Source organism: Paenibacillus sp. OT2-17, assembly GCF_009827695.1.
Classification (GTDB): domain Bacteria; phylum Bacillota; class Bacilli; order Paenibacillales; family Paenibacillaceae; genus Paenibacillus; species Paenibacillus polymyxa_B.
The window spans coordinates 73,930-97,992 of sequence record NZ_WUDQ01000003.1; the positions used below are offsets into that span (position 1 = coordinate 73,930).

Below are 24,063 nucleotides of genomic sequence, written 5' to 3' on the forward strand. Positions count from 1 at the left end.
GGCATTACTGGGAGGGATTTTTTTATTTGAAGGTTCAATCCTTCATGCTACAGTCCGATATACTAATTAAGAAGAATCATTATGAATGGTGGTATGGTCTTGACAATTTTATCATTAAATCTGACTGCTATACAGAATCGTTTTCCACATGTTGCTAGTACAATACTCTCACTTGAACCAATTGGGACCAAGGATCACAAGACTTATAATGAGCCTATAGAAAAAGATCATATTTGGCTAGAGGCGGTTCAGCAATCGGTAGAAAATATAGAATGTGTTTTTGTTTATGGATTTGGACAGGGTCTTGGCATTGCTGACATCCTTGAAATGTACCCTGACCGCTTGCTTTTTGTATATGAGCCTGATGAATACCAGTTTCTAAACTCCATTAGCAGTTATGATATGCGGAGCCTTTTAGAACACCCCAATTTGTACTGGCTGGCTATTGGTGAGTCGCAATTGAATTCACTATTTTATATGGCTTCTGTCCATATGCAGCGTGAACTAGCTTTCGTAGCTCTCCGTCATTATCTCGAGGTTGAGATGGATGTATTACGTGATGTTAAAGAAAAATTGGAAGAATACAATCACACCTATGAATCAAATCAAATTACTCTTCATCTTTTTCGACAGGACTGGATTCGCAACAGCATGTATCAGATGGCTGGAATGCTATCCTCGTACTCTATTGATGATTTTAAATTTTCTTTTCCTGGAAGCACGGCGTTTATTATTGCATCGGGGCCATCGCTTCAGCAAGATATTGAGTGGGTTAAGCGAGTGCAACCTCATGCGCTTGTTATAGCAGCAGGCTCTAGTATTCAAGCACTAGTTAAAGAGGGAATACAGCCACATTTAGCGGTTACGCTGGATGGTGGTATTATCAATGATAAGGTGTTTTCTCAGCCTGGAACGCTGGAAGCACCACTATTATATGGGTCTACCTCTTATTATGGTATTACGGATCGCAAGCAGAAAGATACCATTCATTTTATATTAAGTAATGATCATATTTCGCAGCATTATTTAGGAATTGATCGCGCACAGGTGGCTATAACGGCGACACCAACCGTTGTAGGCTCTGCTATACAAGCGGCTGTATGGTTGGGGGCCCGACGTGTTGTACTGATGGGGCAGGATTTATCGTTTCCAGGTAATAAGTTCTACGCTGATGGAGTAGGACATATTGAAGCATCCCACAATGCATCCATCGTGGAGAAGGCACCACAGCAGGTATTGAACGTGCACGGTGGATATAATGCAACGAACGAAAGCTTCTTGTTTATGAAAGACGCATTAGAGAATTTGTTTGTAATCTTATCCAATATTGAATTCATTAATACGACTCGTAATGGGGCAGCGCTAGAGGGGACCATATGGAAGCCTATTGAGGAAGTATATGACATGATTGCTGATGAACATGTTGAGCGCGATGCCATAGCCAATATTCAACGTAATCAACCATTTACTATAAATGATAATCGTATCGAAGAGGTTAGAGGGAAAATACAGCATACGCTCAATGATTTTTCTCAATTCAGGGAAGAATTGAAAGTCATGTTGAAAACGATTGGGAATATTAGAGAATGGAGCCGAATGAAGCCGCTGAAATGCCATAATGCGATTGTTGAAATTGAACAACGTTGGACCAGCATTGTAAGTAGAGATTGGTTTGTTCCTATTATAGAAACCGCACTTCCGCTGGAGATTGGCTTATTTGACCAGCAGCAACCTCTGATCGCTATAGAGCAAAATCTCTCTCGCAAAGCTGATATGATATATGAACATTTAGGAAAGCTAGCGAATGAGATAGTGGATAAAATTCCGATGCTTGAAGAGTTGTTTGTAGAATCGATTCGTAGAATAGACCATATAAAGAGTTAAAGGACAAGGGACGTGTTCAACATGCAGAAGGAAACCTACAAAGGGACGAAGATATTAATCACAGGTGGAACGGGGACAATAGGGCGCCAACTGGTACAGAGACTTTTGAAAGACGAGCCGAGTGTAATTCGTATTTTCAGCCGTGATGAGCATAAGCAGTATGAAATGAATATCGATTTTCAGGCTCATTCTAATCAATTGCGTTATCTGATTGGTGATGTGAGGGATCAACAAAGATTAATGAGGGCAATGGAGGATATTGATTATGTTTTCCATTTAGCCGCAATGAAGCACGTGCCTTCGTGTGAGTATAATCCGTTTGAGGCTGTACAAACCAATGTAATAGGAACACAAAATGTCATTCAGGCTGCACTGGAGAATGGAGTGAAAAAGGTTCTTTTCACAAGTACGGATAAGGCCATTTCTCCGACCAACACTTATGGCGCGACTAAATTAACCGCGGAGCGCCTGATTTCGGCTTCTGAATATCAAAAGGGTTCCAAGTCTACTGTGTTTTCTTCGGTTCGGTTCGGAAACGTGATGGGTTCTCGTGGTTCCGTTATCCCGCTATTTAAAAAACAAATTTTAGAAAATGGAGTAATTACCATTACCGATCCAGAGATGTTGAGATATATGATGACTCCTTCGCAGGCGATTGAGTTAATCCTGCAGGCTAATGAGGCAGCCCAGGGTGGTGAGGTATTTGTCCTGAAGATGCCAGTTGTGCGAATTGTGGATCTAGCGGAAGCGCTTATAGAGACGGTGTCGGAGAAATACAAGCTAAATGATAAAGTAGCTATTAAATATATCGGTCTCCGTCCTGGAGAAAAACGTTATGAGGAATTAATGACCATCGATGAACAGCTAGTTGCGTTGGAATCGGAAAATATGTTTATCATTCCACCTGCTTTTCAAGGGGAAAATCAATCTATAAACAAAGAGATTACTGAGTTAGAGATGAATCCCATTAATAAAGCGGTTGTTGTTGATTGGTTATATGATGAAAGTCTTATATAAGAATACAACAGAAAGTATGGGGACTTATGAATATTGTAGCGATCATTCAAGCAAGAATGGGATCTACTCGCCTTCCAGGAAAAGTTGATTTGAATTTACTGGGTGTAACAGTACTTGAGCGGGTTGTAGAAAGAATAAAGAAAGTAAAACAAATTAATAAAATTGTAGTGGCAACTACTGATTTAACGGCAGATGAAACAATAGTAAATCTGGCTCATAAAGCAGAGGTTGAAGTATATCGTGGTAGTGAAAGTGATGTGCTAAAACGCTACTATGAAGCGGCTGTCACATATAATGCGGATGTGATCATTCGCATTACTTCAGATTGTCCTGTTATAGATCCTGTGATTATTGATGAGCTAATCAAAAATTATATTATGGGTTCTTATGACTATGTCAGCAATACAATTGAACGTTCTTACCCAAGAGGATTGGATGCAGAAGTGTTTTCTTTTGCTTCTCTAGAAAAAGCACATCTGGAGGCGAAGAGTACGGAGCAAAGAGAACATGTGACGCCCTATATTTACCAAAACCCAGATCAATTTTCTTTGCTAAGCGTTACTTATCCGAAAGACTACTCTAATTATCGCTGGACTTTGGACACAATTGAAGATTGGGAGCTAATTCAGCAGATATACACCTACATTAAGGATAGGAACAGTTTTGATTGGCAGGATGTTTTAGAACTAATGGAGACTCGCCCAGAAATTGCCCTTATTAACTCGCATGTGGAGCAGAAGAAGCTCAAGGGGGAAGAATGAAATTTTTGATTAGAGCGGATGCCTCTGTTGCAATCGGTACAGGACATGTGATGCGTTGTTTAGCCTTAGCAAAATCACTGATAATCTCAGGAAGAGAAGTGGTTTTTGTCTTTCAACAAATGCCTGATCACTTAGTTGAGAAAATTAAACAGATTGGTTGTATTCCGTTCTATTTAAACAGCAAATATCCGATAGGGTCAATTGAGGATGCTGTGTATGTAAGCTCAAAAGTCAATAATGCTTTTCAGAATGGTTTTGATTGGATGATTATTGATCATTATCAAATCAGTGATATATGGGAAAAAGAAATGTCTCGGATTGCTAAGAAACTTTTAGTAATTGATGATTTAGCTAATCGAGCGCACATTTGCAATATCCTTTTAGACCAAAATTTATATGAAATTTCTGATTCAAGATATAATGAATTAACGAATAATGCAAAACAATTGATAGGACCAAGTTATGCTTTGTTAAGAGATGAATTCCATCTGGAACGTCAGAAAGTTAAAACAAGAAGCGGCGCCATTCAACGGGTATTGGTCACTTTTGGAGGGACTGATCCTACTAATGAGACGCTGAAGTCTCTGTATGCGTTAGATAAAGAAGGGTTACTGGATAGCAATCTGGATTTTGATATACTAGTCGGTCAATCATATGCTCATCTCAATGAATTGAGAAAGATTGTTGATTCAAAAAAAAGGTTGAGTCTGCATATTCAATCTAATTCTGTTGCAGCTATAATGAACAAAGCTGATTTAGCCATTTGCTCTGGGGGGACCTTGACTTGGGAACGATATTGTATGGGCCTTCCGGGTTTGGTTATAGCGGTTGCTGAAAATCAGATTCATAATGCTATTATGGGAGAAAAGTTAGGGATAGACAGATTCTTGGGTTTCCACTCCGATGTTAGTGATGGTCATATTGTGAACAATTTAAAGGATTATGAAGGTGACTTAAAGAACAATAGCTTAACAGCGTTTAATATTGTTGACGGCAGAGGAGTAGAGAAAGTAATTAAAAACTTGGAGGATACTATTTAAATAAGTGGGGATCATATGGAACTTCGAAGCGCGACCTTAAATGATTCGATCATCATTTTTAATCTAAGAAATGATTTAGACACTAGAAAAAATTCATTTGTCACGGACGAGATTCCCTATGAAGAGCATAGACATTGGTTTGAAAAGTCATTAGACACCAAAACAAGGAAAATGCTCATTGCTTATGAAAATGAAGCCTTAGTAGGCGTAATTAGGTTAGACTTAAAGAGTGACAATGAAGTGGTAATTAGCATAAATATTGATCCAAGTCTTAGACAAAAAGGATATGCTAATGAAATACTATGCAAAATTGAAAGTTATACAACCTCTTGGAATAATAAAGTAAGGATTCTGACTGCTCTGATAAAGCCAAGCAATATTGCTTCAATTAAATTGTTTAGTAAGAGGGGTTATGCTGTCGTTTCAAAAAATAAGGAAGAAATAATAATGTGTAAAGAGCTTAGGGGGGAATGTCTTGACTGAATTTAACATATTGAACAGGGAAATAAGCACCAATACTCGTCCCTTCATCATTGCAGAAATGTCAGGAAATCATAATCAATCATTGGAGCGTGCCTTCCGTATTGTGGAAGCAGCGGCGGCTGCGGGGGTAGATGCTCTAAAAATCCAAACCTATACTGCTGAAACTATGACTCTTAATATAAATTCAGGAGAATTTTTTATTAAGGATGAGGATAGTCTGTGGGAAGGCAAGAGCCTATATAATTTGTATCAGGAAGCATACACTCCATGGGAATGGCATGAACCTATTTTCAAGAGATGTAATGAACTGGGGATTATAGGGTTTAGTACTCCCTTTGATGCTACAGCGGTAGATTTTTTAGAATCACTTAATGTTCCGGCTTATAAAATAGCCTCATTTGAAAATACGGATATTCCATTAATTAGAAAAGTAGCCTCTACGGGAAAACCTGTGATTATCTCTACTGGAATGGCTACTATAGCAGAATTAGAAGAAGCTGTTCAAGCAGTGAGAGAAACAGGAAATAATCAAATTGTATTGTTAAAATGCACTAGTACTTATCCTGCATCACCTGAAAATACGAATATACGTACAATTCCTCATTTAAAGGATTTATTTAATACCCAAGTAGGATTGTCTGATCACACTATGGGAGTGGGAGTTGCTGTTACTAGTGTTGCGTTAGGTGCTACTGTAATAGAAAAGCATTTTACTTTGTCTAGAGCTGATGGAGGAGTAGATTCAACGTTCTCGTTGGAACCAGATGAAATGAAGTCACTAGTTATGGAAACTGAAAGAGCTTGGCAATCTCTCGGGGGGATCTCGTATGGAGCAACGGATGCAGAAAAAGCTTCTCTTCAATTCCGAAGATCATTATATATCTCTGAAGACTTGCAGGCGGGAGATATTCTCACAGATAAAAATGTGAGGGCAATACGTCCAGGTTATGGTCTCCCGCCTAAATATATAGATCAGTTATTGGGAAAACCAGTTCGTAAGAATGTATTAAAAGGGACGCCTATCAGTTGGGATATCTTATGAATTCAAAAAATAAAGGAGGATAAAATATGAATATTCTACTTACTGGTGGTGCAGGATTCATTGGGCGTTGGGTTGCCAAGCGCCTGCTGGAGGATGGGCATCAGGTTTGGATTGTCGACGATTTGTCGAATGGTCGTGAAGAAAATTTGTCGGAATTGGTCGAACATAGCAACTTCAAGGCATTCATCAAAGGGAGTATTTTGGATGAGGCGCTGTTGGAACAGTTGTTTGAAGAGCATTCGTTTGAAATTTGCTACCATTTGGGAGCTTCTATAAATGTACAGGATTCTATTGATGATCCACGCACTACTTTTAATAATGATACGGTAGGAACTTTCGCAATCTTGGAGCAGTGCCGCAAGCACCACACCAAAGTAGTTTTTATGAGTACATGTATGGTATATGACCGCTGTAGCGACGATCAAGGTATTAATGAGCTACATCCTACCAAACCTGCTTCTCCTTATGCAGGAGCAAAGGTAGCTGCTGAGAATATGGTACTGTCCTATTATTTCGCTTATGGTTTACCGACCGTGGTTATTCGTCCATTTAATACGTACGGCCCTTTTCAAAAGACAGGCGGTGAAGGGGGCGTAGTTGCGATTTTTATTAAAAACCACTTGGAAGGTAAAAATCTTAATATCTATGGAGAAGGCACACAAACCCGTGATCTTCTGTATGTTGAGGATTGCGCTCGCTTCGTTGTAGAGACAGGCTTTAGCGATCGTGTCAACGGTCAGATTGTCAATGCGGGATTGGGGCAAGATATTTCTGTGAATGATCTAGCGTTGCTTATTAGTGGGGACTCGTCGCGTATCAAGCATGTGGAGCATATCCATCCGCAAAGTGAAATTCAAAAGCTTCTGTGTAACTCGACGAAGGCGAAGGAGTTACTTGGTTGGGAACCGCGTATTAGTTTGGAAGAAGGTATCCGGCGTACGACGGTATGGATTCGTGAGAGCGGCATGATCTAGTTTGGTTCAAGTATAGAGGGGGTTAACAGGATGTCCAATGATGTAATATCTGGACCTGTGCGTGATACGCTGCTGCCCTATGGACAGCAATGGATTGACGATGAAGATATTCAAGCTGTAGTGGATGTACTCCGTAGCGGGTTTGTTACACAGGGGCCTGTGATTCAGCAGTTTGAGAGCAAGGTTGCTGAGTATGTAGGAGCCAAGTATGCAGTGGCGTTCACCAACGGAACTGCTGCACTGCATGGGGCATGCTTTGCCGCAGGAATCGGAAAAGGTGATGAGGTCATCACGACGCCGCTTACGTTCCTTGCTAGTAGTAACTGCGTGTTATACCAAGGAGGAACACCGGTGTTTGCTGACATTGATATGCATACCTACAACATTGATGCGGACCGGATTGCAGAGCGGATTACCAAGCATACTCGGGCGGTCATTGCTGTCGATTTTACGGGTCAGCCAGCTGAACTCGACAAGATATCGATGCTGTGCCGAGATCATGGGCTGGTATTCATTGAGGATGCGGCTCATTCTTTGGGTGCAGATTACCAAGGGAGCAAAGTCGGTTCATGGGCAGATATGACTATGTTCAGTTTCCATCCGGTCAAGCATATTACGACAGGCGAGGGTGGCATCATTGTGACGAATTCTGAGGAATTTTATCGAAAGTTGTTACTGTTCCGTAGTCATGGTATGACACGCGATCCACAGGAGTTGACAAAAAACGACGGCCCTTGGTATTACGAAATGCAGGAACTGGGGTATAACTACCGTATGACAGATATCCAGGCTGCATTGGGTCATTCCCAGATGGACAAACTGGATGCATTTGTAGAGAAGCGTCGCACGATCGCTCGGTTGTACAATGAAGCATTGAGTGAGTTGACAGGGATTGTCCTTCCTGAGCAGCTTGCTGGGGCATACTCCAGCTGGCATTTATACGTGATTCGTTGGCAACCGGAGCATTTTAATGCAAACCGGAAAATGATATTTGAGGCCCTACGGTCTGAGAATATTGGTGTAAATGTGCATTATATTCCTGTTTATCTGCAACCGTATTACCAACACCTCGGATACGAGGAAGGGTTGTGCCCGAACGCAGAGGAGTACTATCATACAGCGTTAACACTCCCTCTCTTTCCTAAGATGACAGATCAGGATGTACAGGATGTAATTCAGGCGGTTCGTAAGGTATGGACTAGATACACAAGATAGGTTGCTGAAGAAAATGTAACAAAGTGAGACCTTTACTTTAGTTGATTTATAGGGAAAATTTATTTTAATTTTTGATTCAAATTAATTTGTAAAGGGTAAAGGAGCTGAGAAGCTCCTTTATTTTTATATAAACTACCTTGACTAAGTTAATACCTAACCATAATTTGTGGTAAAAAAATGAATGAAAACATTATCAATTCCAATTGACAATGGATAACTTTGGGTGGTATAGTCGGAAATGTGGGCGAGAGCTTCACTTCATTTGATGACGAAGGGAATGTTAGTGCATGCAAGGTAAAGTAAAATGGTTTAACGCAGAAAAAGGTTATGGTTTCATTGAAACCTCTGACGGCGGCGACGTATTTGTACATTTTTCCGCAATTCAAACAGAAGGCTTCAAAACACTTGAAGAAGGACAAGACGTGGAGTTCGACATTGTCGAAGGCGCACGTGGACCACAAGCCGCTAACGTAACCAAATTATAATCATCCCCGGCATAGCCGACCTACATAATTGGTAAGATGGTTAGCAATGGATAACGCGCTAGCAACTGCCCTGGAAAATATTCCAGGGCTTTTTTATGTTTTCTAATTACATAAAAAAGCCCCTTACCCAGTGGTAAGGAGCTCGACACAATAGAACATTTACTCTAGAGAACCATCAAAGTCAGCCATCTCCACAAAAATGGTATTGGAGGAGGCAGATTGTTTCTCTACGCTTCCGTCTGGATAGCGGAATTGATAGCGCAGGATGACCTGGGCGATCAGATACGCGCGGAGCGCAGATTCGATGTCGAAAGAAAAGAGGATGACGGCTTTGTGGTCTGGGTCAAGCCGACCTAACGGAATACCTTGGAGCAGGTTAGGATGCGGAAGCGGCACAGAATTCACGGTGACGGTTCTCAGTACAAGGAAATCTTCGGCTGCAAATGGTGCAGTGAGCAAGAGCTCTTCCAGTGGGGTATTTCCGATATTTTCCACATGGACGGTGAAGGACAGGGTATCTTCTTGCCCGACACGCAAAGCGCTGGAGCTAAGCGTAAGTTTAGGGATGGCTGCAATAACGGTCACGCCGACGGTGTTGGTTTGGGTTGTTTCCTGGATGGTCTCTCCACCACTACGACGTGAGGTATATTCGATGGTGGCTTGGTTGCTGAATGTTCCATCTGCTGGTGCTTCACGAATTTGCGCCTGGAGCGTAAGGGTGAGCGTCTCCCCTGGTGCAATATCCGGGAGCGTGATACCTACAGCGGGATTAGCGCCTGGCTGTGCTTCTTCTTGGATAGTAAGGCTGTTGGGTACATAAATGAGTCCATGCGGCAACGGGTCTGTGAACAGCGGATACTGCGCTGGGATTCCTCCTTTGTTTGTAATCTGTATGGTGAAGGTGAGCGTGTCACCTATAGAGGCATCCGTGGTATTCACCTTTTTAACTAATTCAAGCAGTGGGAATACAACTGGGATGGTAACGGTATTCGTAGTCAATGTCCCTGATACGACTCTTCCTCCAGGTAACGTAAACGAGTAGGCAAGGGCAGCTTGATTTACGATGTAGCCAGATGGAGGCGTCTCCGATACGGTCACTTGATAAGTCAGTGTCAATGACTGTCCAGGTTCCACAGACCCCAGACTAACACCAACAGCAGGATCGGTTCCCGACAGTGATTGACCGTTCAACTGTATGCTGTCAGGAATCAATAGAGTTCCGGCAGGAATGAAATTTTGCAGTGTAACTTCGGATGTTACGTTGCCAAAGTTGTTGAGCAGTACCGTATAAGTAAGGCTTTCTCCTGCGATGGCCTCCGTATTTTCCGTAGAGATACTTGCGGCAAGCTGTGGATCAAAAACAGTTATAGTCACGGTGTTGCTGGTAACCTCGCTCGCACCGTCACTGCCAGCATATTGAAGCCGTACGCTATTGTTTAGACGTCCTCCGAGAGGCAGAGACTGAACGTTCACGCTGTAGGATACATCAATTGTCTGTCCCGCCTGTAAGCTGCCGATAAATAATGGTTCACCCGGCTTGCTAGCAGCAGGTGGAGAACCGTTAACTCTCAAGCTATTCGGGTTTATGATGGTTCCATTCGGTACGTAATCGGCTAATACTACATCGGTAATGACCGAGCCTCCATCGTTAACAAGAGTCAGCTGATAAGGCACAGCATCGCCTAATGCGACAGTAGACACTGTTGTGCGTAGCACGGCTGACAAGGCTCCTTTAGCAGTAGGGGCTACTTTAACCGAGATAGAAGGTGAAGCAGTTACCAGATTCGTGCTTCGTCCGTCCGGCAGCTGGTAGGAGTAAGCCAGTGAAGCTTGATTCACCAGTGTGCCAGACTCGGAGGCACGAACGACAAGCGCGGAGAAGACGGAAGTCGTTTTTTCTCCTGGTGCGATGGTACCTAGGGCAATGCCTTGCCCTGGACTGACCCCATATTGAGGGATTCCATTAACCGAAACAGAGCCGGGAACAAAAGAAAGCTCCGATGGCAATGAGTCCGTTAACAAGCCAAATGCACCGATATTTCCCGTATTTTCTGCGACGATGGAATAGGTGATGCTTTGGCCTGGCTGTACGCTCTCTGTGCTGGCTATTTTCGTCAGTTTCACCACAGGCTGAAGTAAGGCAATGGTGACAGCATTGGACAAAACGGCACTCGCTTCTTCACCATTTGAGAGTAACAAACGCGCCTGGTTCGTACGTGGTCCTGGCTGTTCTGTCGCTGTGATACGGACATCAAAGGATATGACAGTCTTGGTATTCGCTTCTAACGGTGGCAAAGATATGCCAGTGCCGGGATCGCTTTCTGCCACCGTAGATCCATTAATCTGAACTGAACCTGTAATAAACTCGATGTCCTCTGGCAAAGTATCCAGCAAACGGGCATCTTGCAAGGTATTCGTATCCTCGTTGAGGATCACGAGTTCATACGTCAAGGTATCGCCAGTAGTGGCGAAAGGTGAGCTTACGCTTTTACTTAATGTGATGTCTAGCGGTGACACGGCAACCTCAACAATGTTGGATAAATGGAAACCGCCTGCCTCTCGCCCATCTGGTGCATTAAAGCGATAGTCTACCTCAGCCTGATCGACCAGTAATACGGTTGCAGGGATGGAAGATACCAGCACTTGGAAAGTGACGGTTGCCGATTGTCCTGGTGGTATGGCTGGAGTCGGGATGCCGGAAACTGGGCTTGCACCGGGAGCTGCAATGCCGTTAATCGAGACTGTGTTCGGAAGGAATACAGAGCCGTCCGGAATATTGTCACTTACAGTAGTTGAGGCTGCAATGTTACCCGTGTTGGATACGACAATCGTGTAAGTGATGATGTCTCCGACGGTGGCATTATTGGTATTGCTTGTTTTGACTGCTGTCAGGATCGGCTGGAAGACCGGAATGATTATTACATTAGATGTTGAGCTACCAGTAAATGCCCCGCTGGTAAAGCTAACGGATGCCTGATTAGTTAATTGTGCCGATGTGGGCAAGAAGTCGACTCGAACCTGGAACGTAACGGTAGTAACAGCTCCTGGAGCGAGCGTACCGATGGCAATACCAAATCCAGGATTTCCATCAGGGAAGGAAGTGCCGTTTATGGTAACACTGCCATTTACAAAGGAGCTTCCCGCCGCAATCATATCTGAAACCACTATATTATTGGCTGTACTGATCCCATTGTTGGAGACAGCCAGTGTGTAGGTGATGATATCGCCAATAATGGCGTCGGTAGCCGCCGTTCCTTTGACAATGCTAACGTCTGGTGAGGATACAGAGATACTAACTGAATTGGATACCGCAGATCCGGATACAGTTCTGCCATCTGGTGGTTGGAAAGTGAATGAGCCTGATGCCTGATCGACCAGTACCTGTGGATTAGGCAGTGTATTGATAATGGTTTGGAACGTTACGGATACTGTTCCGCCTGGCAACACGGATCCAACTGGAACGCCAGTTTCGATGGACAATCCAGGTTGCGGACTGCCAGCAATGCTGACACTGTTGGCAAGGAAAGTCGATCCGGCCGGGATGTTATCGCTGATGGTAAGCGCTGCTGCAATATTGCCGCTATTCACGGCTGTAATCGTGTAGGTCAGTGTATCGCCGACGGAGGCGTTAAGAGTGCTGGATGCTTTAGTAATTGCAATTAACGGTTGGAACACAGGTACGATGAGTGGATCGGAAAAGGCAGTGCCAGTGAACGTTCCGCTAGTAAACGTGACGGCTGCAATATCTGAGAGCAGTGGTGGCTGCGGCAAAGACTGGACAGTTGTCTGGAAACTGACGACGAATGTATTTCCAGGTGCGACGTTTCCGATGGCAATTCCAGCAACCGGAGAGGCATTAGGGAAGGCTACTCCGTCGATTAGGACACTGCCCGGAACGAAGGAGGTACCTGCAGGAATTGTATCGGTTACAACAGTATCTGTGACTGAATCCACACCGCTATTCGTGATGCTCAGTGTATATCTGATCGTATCTCCGACTACAGCGGCTGCCAGACTGGATGTTTTCGTCACCTGAATATTAGGTGCAGACACAGCAACGTTGACTGTATTCGATGTGACAGAACCGCTCAGTACTCTACCGTCAGGTGGTGAGTAGGTAAAGTCCGCTTGCCCTTGGTCGGTCAATATAGGCGGAGTTGGCAGAGACGAGACGATGGTTTGGAAACTCACTGTAATACTGCCTGAAGGGGCCAGTGATCCGAGCGTTATGCCTGTAACTGGTGAAGCTCCCGGGACAAGGATGCCGTTAACGACTACGCTGTTAGGCAGTAGTTCAGAACCTGCGGGGATGTTATCCGACAGCACAGGTATAACGGCAATATTTCCGGTATTAGTTAGCGTCAGGGTATAGACCAATGTTGATCCAATCTGTGTGTTGACGGTATTGACGGTTTTGGTCAGGCCGATGATCGGCTGATAAACGGGCAAGGTAACCGGATCGGATTGCGAAGACGAGGTCAACACGCCTGAAGTAAAGCTGACGGTCGCTTGATTGGTTATTTGCGGCGGTTGCGGCAGGCTAACGACGGAGACCTGGAATGTAACTGCTGCCGAACCACCTACTGCAATGGTGCCTACAGGGATACCGGAGCTTGGTGACGCAGCAGGTACAGAAGTTCCATTTACGGTTACGCTACCCGGAACAAAGCTGGTGCCGGGCGGCAGTTGATCAGATACAACGGCATTGACGACTTGACTGATTCCGTTATTCGTAGCAATCACAGTATACGTAATGGTATCTCCGACTACGGCATCTGTAGCGGAGGCTGTTTTGATAACGTCCACATCTGGTGAAGAGACCGAGACGGTCACGGACGGAGATACTGCACTTCCAGTCAGGACACGACCATCTGGAGGTTGATAGCTGTAAGCTGCAGTCGCCTGATTGATCAATGTACCTGATGCGGGCAGTGAGGTAATGACTGCCTGAAAGGTCAGAGTGACGGTCGTAGCTGCACCTATGATACCTAATGGAATCCCAACACTTGGATCTGAACCGGGTGCGGCGGTGCCATTGATCACTACACTATTAGGTATAAAAGCAGCCCCTGCCGGAATGGGATCACTAAGTACGGTATCAGCGCCGATGTTTCCAGAGTTTGTAACGGAGAATGTATAGGTTACCGTATCTCCAATCGTAGCTCTTCCCGTTCCCGCGCTTTTAGTTACAGTGACGATCGGTTGATACACAGGGATGGTAACGGGATTGGATACAGAAAATCCGTTAAATGCACCTGAAGTAAAGCTTACGGTCGCCTCATTGGTAATGGACGCTGGCGACGGCAGAGATTGTACGTTAAGCAAAAAGCGAATGGTAGCTCCGCCACCAGCTCCAAGCGTTCCGACAGGAATACCGTTTTGTGGGTTGGCTGTAACAACAGGCGTACCATTAATTGTAACGCTGCCCGGAACAAAGGCGGTTCCAAAAGGAATGGTATCCGTGACGATTACGCTAGTAACAGGATCGAGTCCGTTATTGAACGCAGTTATGACATAGGGGACAGAATCACCCACGACAGCGACAGCCACATCAGCTGCCTTTGTGGCTGTAACATTCGGTGATGAGATCGGAATGGATACAGGTAGGGCTGCACCATTTCCGGTCAGCGTTCGTCCATCTGGTAGCTGGAACGTATAGTTCACAGTGGCCTGGTTGGTTAGTATGGAGCCAGGTGGTACTGATATGACCACGGCGCTAAACGAGACGGTTACCGTCGCACCTGGGGCGACCGAACCGATATTAATGCCTGTAATCGGGTCTGCTCCGGGAATGGGCGAACCGTTGACCAGTACGCTATTTTGATTCAGACTAAGCGAGCTGGACAACAGATCAAGCACGACCGTTTCTGCGGGCGCGTTGCCGGTATTGGTTACAGTGATGAAAAAGCCAAGTGTATTCCCTACGGTTGCACGATCTGCACTGAGGGTATTGGTCACATTCAAGATTGGCTGAAATACAGGCAGGCTGACCTGATTCGAGGCGGATTGACCTGCGAAAGCCCCGGAATTAAAGGAGACCGTTGCCTGATCCGTTGACAAACCTGACGCTGGCAAGGATGTTACCGTTGCCTGGAAGGTGACCGTTACTGAGCTGGCAGCAGGGATAGTACCTACGGATACGCCTGTGGCGATGTTGGCTCCCAGTATAGTGACACCATTGACTTGTACGGAGTTAGGTATAAAAGTAGTGCCATCCGCAATCGGGTCGATAAAGACCGTCCCTGTTACGGGTGTAATGCCGCTATTTGCTGCGTTAATGGTATACGTAATCGTATCGCCGAAGGCTACAGAGGTCTGATTGACCGTTTTGGTTACGGTGACATTCGGATTGGATACGGGAATGAACACCGGATTCGATTGTGCGCTTCCATTTAATGTGCGGCCGTCAGGTGGCAGGAAGGTGAATGTGGCCGAACCTTGATTTAATAGACCCAGGCCAGCAGGGACAGCGTTAATGACCACTTGAAAGGTAAGGGCGACAGAAGCCCCCGCTGCAATGTTTCCGACCAATACCCCTGATTGGGGATTGGCTCCAGCAACAGGCAGACCGTTCACGGTGACGCTATTCGGTATAAAGGAGGAACCAGATGGAATGGCATCGGTGAAGGTGGCGGTCGCTGCTAGATTACCTGTATTTTGAGCAGTGAGTGTATAGACTACGGTGTCGCCTACCGTTGCTTGACTCGTATTTGCGGTTTTAACAAGACTGATAATAGGCTGGTAAACAGGGATGACAACTGTGTTGGAGAGTGATGTGAAATTCAGTGTACCGCTGGTAAAAGAAACTGTAGCCTGATCACTCAGCTGAGGTGGGTCAGGCAGGCTGTTGACAGACACGGAAAAGGTGACGGTTGTTGACGCACCAGCAGCGATGGAACCGATTGGAATCCCCGTTAAGGGGCTGGCTGACGGCAATGCCGTTCCATTTACAATAACCGAGCCAGGAACAAAAGTGGAGCCTGTAGGAATGGTATCGGTTACGCGAACATTTGTTACGGTTTCGATGCCACTATTGGTAGCTGTAATGGTATAGGTTATCGTATCCCCAGGAACGGCATCAGCTACCGAGGCGCTTTTGCTTACCTGTACATTGGGTGACGATACAGGGATTGTGACAATATTGGACGAAACATTGCCGTTAACAATCCGGCCATCCGGCGGTTGAAAGGAAAAGCTGATATTCGCCTGGTCGGTGAGTTGGGGAGGTAAAGGCACGGAAGTAATCACCACCTGAAAAGTTGTTTGAGTCGCGGCTCCAGGTACAATGGAGCCAATAGACAGACCTGCTTCGGGACTGGCACCGGGAATAGGAACACCGTTGACGACCACACTGTTCGGTACCAGTGTTGAGCCTGCGGGAATATTGTCTGTCAATGTGGCAGCAGCAGCAATGTTACCATTGTTGGTCACCGCCACAGAATACGTTACGATATCGCCAACCGTTGCCTGTATGGGATCTACAGTTTTACTGACAGTTAGCACTGGGGCATTGACGGCTACCTTCACCGGGTTAGATACTGATACGCCTGAAAAAGCACCGCTGGTGTAACTGGCACGCGATTGATTGGTGAGCTGCGGAGGACTTGGTAATGGGGAGGATACCGTTACCCTGAAAGTGATTGTAGCTCCCCCTCCAGCGGCAATGCTCCCAATTACGATACCTAAAGACGGATCTCCACTGGCTATTGTGGAGCCATTCAGCGTTACGCTACCGGCAGTGAATTGAGAGCCGGCCGGGATAGGATCGGAAACGACCACATTGCCCACGGTCTGGATTCCGTTGTTGAGTACGGTCAGGGTGTATAACACCGAATCACCCGGAATGGCCGTGAAACGGTCTGCAGTCTTCAAAATGGACACATTCGGCGCAGACACGGGAATGGATAACACGTTGGACGGTGTGCTATCTGTTCGCACTCGCCCATCGGGCAAGGTAAAGGAAATGGCGGCGGTGGCCTGGTCTGTCAGTTGGGATGGTGTTGGAAGGGTAGCCACTACAGTTTGGAATGTCAGTGTGATAGGGCTTTGCGGCGACACGGTTCCGATGAAAATACCTGCTGCTGGACTGGCTCCGGGCTGACTAACGCCATTGATTACCACGCTGTTCTCCATAAATGTGGACCCGGCAGGAATAGCATCTGTCAGCGTTACAGAAGCATTATAGTTGCCGCTGTTAGTGACTAACAATGTGTACAGAATCGTGTCGCCTATCGTAGCTGCTGTTGTATTTGCAGATTTGACCACACTGATACGAGGCTGATAAACCGGCACAGAGACGGTATTTGTCTGGGATGTTCCGGTAAAAGCACCACTGGTGAAGCTGACACTGGCTGTGTTTTGCAGCGGCTGCACGGATGGAACGGCATTGACCAGCACAGCATAGGACACCTGCACGGATGCGCCTGCGCCAATGGTGCCGACTGGAATGCCACTTCTTGGGTCGGCTGTGCTCACAGGTGAACCACCGACGGTTACGCTTCCGGGTACAAATGACACGCTGCCGGGGAGTGGATCGGTAATTACGGTGTTTGTGATGGGGTCAATTCCGTTATTAACGGCGTTCACGCTGTAGGTCAGCGTTTCGCCAACACTAACGGATGTGAACCCCGCAGACTTGGTTACTGCTACGTTGGGAAGCGAAATCGATACGGAAACAATATTGGAGAGAAGCGAGCCCGACAGGATTCTTCCGTCTTGCAACTGATATGAATATTGGAGCAGGCCCTGATCGTTTAATCCACCCCCGGGTGGTAGCGAATCCACTGTCGTCCGGAATGAGACTGTAATTTGTGCACCAGGGTTTACGGTGCCTACTGAAATTCCCGTATTAGGATTGGCGCCTGGCACTGAGGACCCGCCGACAATGACGCTTCCGGGAATAAAGGTGGAGCCTGTCGGTACAGTTTCCGTCAAGGTCGTGTTTAATACGGCTGTTCCGGTATTAGCGATGAGAAATGAATAAGTAATCGTCCCGCCAACACTGGCACGGTTGGAGCTGGCGCTTTTGGTAATCGTCGGCGCTGCAATAACGACAGGTATGGTTACAAGATTGGACAATGATGATCCGGTAAAGGCCCCGGAAGTGAAGCTGACAGTTGCACGATTGTTGATCTGTGCAGGAGAAGGCAGAGAATTAATGGCTGCCCGAAATACAACCGTAACCGATGCGCCTGGAGCTAAAGTGCCGATCGGAATACCGTTCACAGGTGTAGCAGTCGCAGAAGCAGTTCCGTTCACGGTGACGCTACCAGGTACAAAGGCAACTCCGCTTGGCAGCGGATCGGTAACGACTACATTGGTCACATTGGCGATTCCGTTGTTTGTGGCGGTTATGGTAAATTGAACAGTCTCTCCGACTGCGGCTGCCGCCAGGGAAGAGGCTTTTGTCACGGTCACATTTGGTGAGGATACGGGAATGGTGAGCGTGTTGGACGTCCCGCTTCCGTTCAATATACGTCCGTCAGGCGGTGTGAAGGTATACGTGTAAGCCGCCTGATCGGTCAAATTACCAGAGGCGGGAACCGCGTTGACGAGGGCCTGGAAGGTCACGGGTACAGTAGCACCTGTATTAATCGTTCCTACTGAAAAACCAGTAGCGGGATTGGCAGCAGGCACGGAAGAACCACCAATGGTCACACTGCCCGGTATGAAGGATGATCCGGCGGGAATGCTCTCCGAAAAGCTGAGATTTGCAGCAATGCTGCCCGTGTTGGATATCTGAAACGTGTACGTAATCGTATCTCCAACTGTAGCAGCCGTTGTATTGGCACTTTTAACAATTCCAATAACAGGTTGGTAGATTGGTGTACTGGCAGTGTTGGACGGAACGTTGCCAGAAATGACAGGTCCTCCAGGCACGGTTTGGAAGGAAAAGGATGCCGATGCTTGATTGCCCAGCTGGGTGTTTGCTGGCAATGAAGTGACGGTTGCACGGAATGTAATGGTCACCGTGGAAGCAGGAGCTACACTGCCCACTGTGATACCTGTAGCGGGATTGGCTGTTGGCTGGGCTGTGCCTGCGACAACAACACTGCCGGGTACGAAGGTAGCCCCAGCTGGTATGGTATCGGTAAGTACTGTGTTGGAAGCACTGACGAGCCCCGTATTCGAAATGTTAACTGTATAGGTCACTGTATCGCCAATAACCAAGCCTGTAGAGCTGGCAGTTTTGGTCAGGGTCACCAGCGGAGCATTGATATCAATTTGAATGGCATTGGCATTTACAGTGTAAATGTCGCCATTTGTTGTCAGCTGGAGGACGCCTGTAGTTTGGCTGTTGAGCAGCGTGGAGGAAATATCGACATTGGTAATGTCCCAGCCTTGCCGTCCACCCGTGACCTGCGTTCCAGGTGCTCCATTCACGGCATTAGTTGTACCGAAGGTCCCCGTCGTGACCAATGTACCGTCGTCTCCGTTAATTTGGGAAGCGAAAAAATTAGTCGAAAAATTATTAGGCCCAGACAGCGCAGTCAAACTCGATGTGGTAGGTCCAAACAACGCACGGTCACCCGTAATGTCCACGTCACCCTCTTGGGCGCTAATCAGCGCCCTACCACGCAAAGTCCCCTGTACGGGCGTGGCAAACCCACTCACAACCACATTGACCGAGCCTGTAGCAGTACTGACCCCTTCACCACCAACACGTAGCGACAGGTTACGGAAGGGCAGAGATGGGTTATTGTACACCACAGCCAGCGTCCAGCCGGCATGGTTGGTGTTGGTGGAATCGGGAACTGTGATGGTGCCCGTCACATTTCCGACCGTGTATGCCCCTGCACCGCCTTGAATGACCAGATTTGTGACATTCGCTGTTCTCACATAGGTACTGAGACTGGTGACGTTAACTGATGTTGCCGATTCAGGGCTGACTGTAGTAGATAAAGCAGGTGTCTGAAATGTGACCGGGTTGCTGGCGCTGGACAATACATTGGTACTGCCGTTGGCATAACTTCCTCCCCAAATAAGCTCAGCATACAGCACCGTACTGCCCGCAGGGAGCACAAGGAATGCTGTCGATGAGTTACTGGTAAAGGCAGAAGTCGTGCCAAATGGATACGTACCGAAGCGAGAGGCTGTATTAGTTGTGATGAACGCGCCAATGCTGGTCGCTGTTCCCGGCACTCCTACCGAATTAGAGCGTGCCAGCCCAAGTGTATTCCCTATAAAGGTGACAGCCCCCGTCTGGTTCGTTACGTAACGCTGAATAAAAGCCATGGATTAGCTTCCTACTTTCCATCTCTTCCAAATCCGTTATCTTAGGATTTTCGTATAGGAAGAGCCAGCTAGGCTGGGTGTAATAATCCTTTCGTATAAATTGCCTGCGTTATAACCAGGCCTTGCATATCGCACACGCCCATGTACCTAATCCAGCGGGAAAAGGCCACCCCCTTTTTCGATAAAATAGCTTAGCATGAAGCCCGAAATAGTTGTTTGTCATGACGTCAGCGGGGCAATATTTATATATGCACTCATTATTCACATATGTATGCAAGTCAATTTTAAACATACCTGTTTTCAAAGAATGACGTTATCGGAAGCGTTTTAGCGAAAAAAGAAGAATTTTGTAAAATAGCTTCGAAATGTTGGTCTCTTTTTTTACTTGGCGTTAACATATGTGCTATACTGAAGGAGCAAAGGAGGCGTGCCCTATGAACTTAACAGTACGAGGTCAACAGATCGAGGTTACCGACGCTTTGAAGGACTACGTTGATAAGAAATTCAGCAGACTTGAAAAGTATTTCGATGCACCCCCGACGTCTGATGGAAGTGTAACGTTAAGCACAACCAGAGATTTGCACACTGTAGAAGTAACCATTCCTTTGCCGGGGCTTGTACTCCGTGCCGAAGACGAGAGCGATGACATGTATTCATCCATTGATGCCGTGGTAGACAAGCTTGAACGGCAAATTCGCAAGCACAAAACCAAGCTAAACCGTAAATTCCGTCAGGAAGGCAGTTTGAAAACCCTTTTTGTGGAAGATCCGGCAGGTGGCGTGGCTGTTGCTGAAGATGAGGATGTAGAACTGGATGAGCTGGAAGTCGTCCGCACCAAGCGTTTCTTATTGAAACCTATGGATGTGGAAGAAGCTATTCTTCAAATGAACATGGTTGGACATAATTTCTTTGTGTTTTCCAATATTGACAACGAAGAAGTTAACGTAGTTTACAAGCGCAATGATGGTAAATACGGTCTGATCGAACGAGAATAGCCTGTGAAGTAGGAACTTTTCACATTTTAAAATGAATAGAACGATTTCGATTGAAGCATGCTTCATGGATATTAGGAAAATGAAAACAACACGAGCCTTATCCTTGCGAACCTGGCGGGATAGGGCTCTTTTATATGTTTTTTTTGTAAATGTAAGGAAATTTTAACTTGGATAAGCGTAACGAAGTTGTGTATTTCGTGCGTCAATTGTTTTGGTATCTTTAACCGGATGCAAATCTGGAGGCTGCTTGTGTTGCGGCATGTCCTACAAACTGTTACAATTTATGCAAAGAACATCGCACGATGGGCTGGTACAGCCGGGCCTGTCAAACATATCGGGAATCAATTTCATCATGGACCCTTTCTTATTGTGAAATTGATTCTATTAATTGTTTTGCGCGAAAGGGGTAAACCATGCTAGGAATTGTTAAGAAAATCTTCGGAGATACCAATGAACGTGACGTCAAGCGTTTAATGAAGACGGTTGAACTGATCAATAAGATAGAGCCGGATTTCGAAAAGCTCTCGGATGAGGAGTTGCAAGCGAAAACGGCAGAATTTAAAGCTCGGGTCGAACAAGGGACTACGGCTGAAGAAATTTTGCCGGAAGCTTTTGCAACGGTTCGCGAAGCGTCCAAGCGGGTGCTGGGTAAACGTCATTATGACGTACAGATGCTCGGTGGTATTGCGCTGCATGAAGGTAAAATTGCCGAGATGAAAACCGGTGAAGGTAAAACACTGGTAGGAACACTGCCGGTTTATTTGAATGCTCTGTTGGGCAAAGGCGTGCACGTGGTTACGGTCAATGACTATTTGGCGCAACGTGACAGCGGAGAAATGGGACAGATATATAACTTCCTGGGAATGTCCGTAGGGCTGAATTTGGCCAATATGGATCATGCCGCCAAGCAGGCAGCCTATGCTTGTGACATCACGTACGGTACAAACAACGAGTTCGGGTTCGATTATCTGCGTGATAATATGGTGCTTTACAAAGAGCAGATGGTACAACGTCCGTTGTACTTCTGTATCATTGATGAAGTCGATTCTATTCTCGTCGATGAAGCCCGTACGCCATTGATTATTTCAGGACAAGCCCAGAAATCGACAGAGCTGTATTTCGCGGCTGACCGTTTTGTGAAGAGCCTGAGTGTTGAAGAAGATTACACTCTGGATATTAAGGTGAAGTCGGTTGCTTTGACCGAAAACGGCGTATCCAAGGCCGAGAATTTCTTTGGTCTTGAAAACTTGTACGATCAGGAAAGTGTTACAATCAATCACCACATTGTACAGGCATTGAAGGCTAATGCCATTATGCGTTTGGATGTGGACTATGTCGTAGCTGACGGTGAAGTTCTGATTGTCGATGAGTTTACAGGTCGTCTGATGGCTGGACGCCGTTACAGTGATGGTCTGCATCAAGCCATTGAAGCGAAGGAAAACATCATTGTACAAAATGAAAGCATGACGCTAGCGACGATTACATTCCAAAACTATTTCCGTATGTACCGCAAATTGGCGGGGATGACGGGTACAGCGAAAACAGAAGAAGAAGAATTCAAAAAAATATATGGTCTGGAAGTACTCCAAATTCCAACGAATCGGCCTAACCAGCGTGTAGATATGCCTGACGTTGTATACAAGAGCGTAAAAGGCAAATTCCATGCAGTGGTGGATGAAATCCTGGAGCGCAACAAAAAGAACCAACCGATATTGGTAGGTACGGTTTCTATTGAAAACTCGGAGCTTCTTTCTGAAATGCTGAAACGCAAAGGCGTTCGTCACAAAGTGCTTAACGCCAAGTATCATGCTGAGGAAGCTGAGATTATTTCCCGTGCAGGTGAAGCTGGCGCAGTTACCATCGCTACCAACATGGCTGGACGCGGTACTGACATCGTACTGGGCGAAGGCGTATCAGAACTCGGTGGTTTGCACATCATCGGTACAGAACGTCATGAATCCCGTCGTATTGATAATCAGCTTCGCGGACGTGCAGGACGTCAGGGTGATCCGGGCTCCACACAGTTTTACTTATCGCTGGGCGATGAGTTAATGAAGCGTTTTGGTGCGGACAACGTGCTGAGTATGATGGAGCGTTTGGGCTTCGAGGAAGACCAGCCTATCGAGAGCCGTATGATTACACGTGCTATCGAATCAGCTCAAAAACGTGTCGAAGGCAACAACTTTGATCAGCGTAAAGTTGTTCTCCAGTATGATGATGTAATGAACCAGCAGCGTGCTATTATTTACAAGCAACGCCGTGAGGTGCTGGAATCAGAGAACATCAAGGAAATTGTGTTCGATATGATCAAGCCTGTCATTGAGCGCGTAGTGGAAGCTCATTGCGGCGATGACATTCCTGAAAACTGGGAGCTTGAAGAAGTAGCAGAGTATGTGAACAACAACCTGCTTGAGGAAAATACACTTACGCGTGACGACCTGTGGGGCAAGGAAAAAGAGGAGATCGTGGATATGATCTTCGAGAAAGTTACCAACAGATACCACAGCCGTGAAGAAATGATTGGCGAAGATATGGTACGCGAGTTCGAGAAGGTTATCGTATTGCGTGCAGTCGATAGCAAATGGATGGACCATATTGATGCTATGGATCAATTGCGTCAAGGTATTCACTTGCGTGCTTACGGCGGTACCGATCCGCTGCGCGAATATCAATTTGAAGGCTTCGAAATGTTCCATGCTATGATTGCTAGCATCCAAGAGGAAGTAGCCACATACATCATGAAAGCACAAATCGAATCCAATCAAGAGCGTCAGGCTGTCATCGACGAAGACAAAATCTCGACGAGTGGTGAACCTGCGGCTCCTAAAAAGAAATCCGCTCCTTCGCGTCCGCGTAGAAAATAACGGATTGAAATTAAGGGAGAGATCTTGAGATACACTATTCCCTGCAGTGCATATAATGGCAGGCGGCA

12 protein-coding genes are annotated in these 24,063 nt (G+C 46.1%); 11 read left to right on the forward strand and 1 reads right to left on the reverse strand.

Annotated features, from left to right (window positions below):
• The first annotated feature begins 81 nt into the window (after positions 1 to 81).
• The 9 genes from GRP75_RS02150 to GRP75_RS02190 all read left to right on the forward strand — a co-directional run bounded on the left by GRP75_RS02150 (position 82) and on the right by GRP75_RS02190 (position 8,901).
• The gene (locus GRP75_RS02150; RefSeq protein ID WP_160788498.1) at positions 82 to 1,884 is read left to right on the forward strand and encodes a motility associated factor glycosyltransferase family protein; all 1,803 of its coding nucleotides are present in this window, start codon (positions 82 to 84) and stop codon (positions 1,882 to 1,884) included.
• Positions 1,885 to 1,905: 21 nt separating this feature from the next.
• Entirely contained in the window at positions 1,906 to 2,901 is a 996-nt protein-coding gene (locus GRP75_RS02155; protein ID WP_160788499.1) for a UDP-N-acetylglucosamine 4,6-dehydratase family protein, read from the forward strand.
• A gap of 26 nt (positions 2,902 to 2,927) precedes the next feature.
• Positions 2,928 to 3,662, forward strand: a complete 735-nt coding sequence (locus GRP75_RS02160) for a cytidylyltransferase domain-containing protein (RefSeq protein ID WP_160788500.1) — start codon at positions 2,928 to 2,930, stop codon at positions 3,660 to 3,662.
• Positions 3,659 to 4,702, forward strand: coding sequence for a UDP-2,4-diacetamido-2,4,6-trideoxy-beta-L-altropyranose hydrolase (pseG, locus tag GRP75_RS02165; protein ID WP_160788501.1), 1,044 nt, complete (start codon positions 3,659 to 3,661; stop codon positions 4,700 to 4,702). The genes GRP75_RS02160 and pseG overlap by 4 nt, the downstream gene beginning before the upstream one ends.
• Before the next feature lie 15 nt (positions 4,703 to 4,717).
• Entirely contained in the window at positions 4,718 to 5,185 is a 468-nt protein-coding gene (locus tag GRP75_RS02170) for a GNAT family N-acetyltransferase (RefSeq protein ID WP_160788502.1), read from the forward strand.
• Entirely contained in the window at positions 5,178 to 6,227 is a 1,050-nt protein-coding gene (gene pseI, locus GRP75_RS02175; RefSeq protein ID WP_160788503.1) for a pseudaminic acid synthase, read from the forward strand. The genes GRP75_RS02170 and pseI overlap by 8 nt, the downstream gene beginning before the upstream one ends.
• A 26-nt stretch (positions 6,228 to 6,253) precedes the next feature.
• The gene (locus tag GRP75_RS02180; protein ID WP_160788504.1) at positions 6,254 to 7,201 is read left to right on the forward strand and encodes a dTDP-glucose 4,6-dehydratase; all 948 of its coding nucleotides are present in this window, start codon (positions 6,254 to 6,256) and stop codon (positions 7,199 to 7,201) included.
• Between the two features lie 30 nt (positions 7,202 to 7,231).
• On the forward strand, positions 7,232 to 8,416 hold the full coding sequence (gene pseC, locus GRP75_RS02185; RefSeq protein ID WP_160788505.1) for a UDP-4-amino-4,6-dideoxy-N-acetyl-beta-L-altrosamine transaminase: 1,185 nt from the start codon (positions 7,232 to 7,234) through the stop codon (positions 8,414 to 8,416).
• Positions 8,417 to 8,703: 287 nt separating this feature from the next.
• Entirely contained in the window at positions 8,704 to 8,901 is a 198-nt protein-coding gene (locus GRP75_RS02190; protein WP_013312263.1) for a cold shock domain-containing protein, read from the forward strand.
• 159 nt (positions 8,902 to 9,060) lie between these two features.
• On the opposite strand, the gene GRP75_RS02195 is transcribed toward GRP75_RS02190, so the two are convergent.
• Positions 9,061 to 20,136, reverse strand: a complete 11,076-nt coding sequence (locus GRP75_RS02195; RefSeq protein ID WP_160788506.1) for a DUF7507 domain-containing protein — start codon at positions 20,134 to 20,136, stop codon at positions 9,061 to 9,063.
• Positions 20,137 to 20,570: 434 nt separating this feature from the next.
• Here GRP75_RS02195 and hpf point away from each other — a divergent pair, with 434 nt between their 5' ends.
• Both hpf and secA read left to right on the forward strand, forming a co-directional pair.
• Positions 20,571 to 21,131, forward strand: a complete 561-nt coding sequence (gene hpf, locus GRP75_RS02200) for a ribosome hibernation-promoting factor, HPF/YfiA family (RefSeq protein WP_023990642.1) — start codon at positions 20,571 to 20,573, stop codon at positions 21,129 to 21,131.
• Positions 21,132 to 21,544: 413 nt separating this feature from the next.
• The gene (secA, locus tag GRP75_RS02205; RefSeq protein WP_023990640.1) at positions 21,545 to 23,995 is read left to right on the forward strand and encodes a preprotein translocase subunit SecA; all 2,451 of its coding nucleotides are present in this window, start codon (positions 21,545 to 21,547) and stop codon (positions 23,993 to 23,995) included.
• Positions 23,996 to 24,063: the final 68 nt, after the last annotated feature.

Bases quoted from the DNA above. Each gene is read 5' to 3' on its own strand.
- GRP75_RS02150 (WP_160788498.1), top strand. From the start codon at position 82: ATGAATGGTGGTATGGTCTTGACAATTTTATCATTAAATCTGACTGCT.
- GRP75_RS02155 (WP_160788499.1), top strand. From the start codon at position 1,906: ATGCAGAAGGAAACCTACAAAGGGACGAAGATATTAATCACAGGTGGA.
- GRP75_RS02160 (WP_160788500.1), top strand. From the start codon at position 2,928: ATGAATATTGTAGCGATCATTCAAGCAAGAATGGGATCTACTCGCCTT.
- pseG (WP_160788501.1), top strand. From the start codon at position 3,659: ATGAAATTTTTGATTAGAGCGGATGCCTCTGTTGCAATCGGTACAGGA.
- GRP75_RS02170 (WP_160788502.1), top strand. From the start codon at position 4,718: ATGGAACTTCGAAGCGCGACCTTAAATGATTCGATCATCATTTTTAAT.
- GRP75_RS02180 (WP_160788504.1), top strand. From the start codon at position 6,254: ATGAATATTCTACTTACTGGTGGTGCAGGATTCATTGGGCGTTGGGTT.
- pseC (WP_160788505.1), top strand. From the start codon at position 7,232: ATGTCCAATGATGTAATATCTGGACCTGTGCGTGATACGCTGCTGCCC.
- GRP75_RS02190 (WP_013312263.1), top strand. From the start codon at position 8,704: ATGCAAGGTAAAGTAAAATGGTTTAACGCAGAAAAAGGTTATGGTTTC.
- GRP75_RS02195 (WP_160788506.1), bottom strand. From the start codon at position 20,136: ATGGCTTTTATTCAGCGTTACGTAACGAACCAGACGGGGGCTGTCACC.
- hpf (WP_023990642.1), top strand. From the start codon at position 20,571: ATGAACTTAACAGTACGAGGTCAACAGATCGAGGTTACCGACGCTTTG.
- secA (WP_023990640.1), top strand. From the start codon at position 21,545: ATGCTAGGAATTGTTAAGAAAATCTTCGGAGATACCAATGAACGTGAC.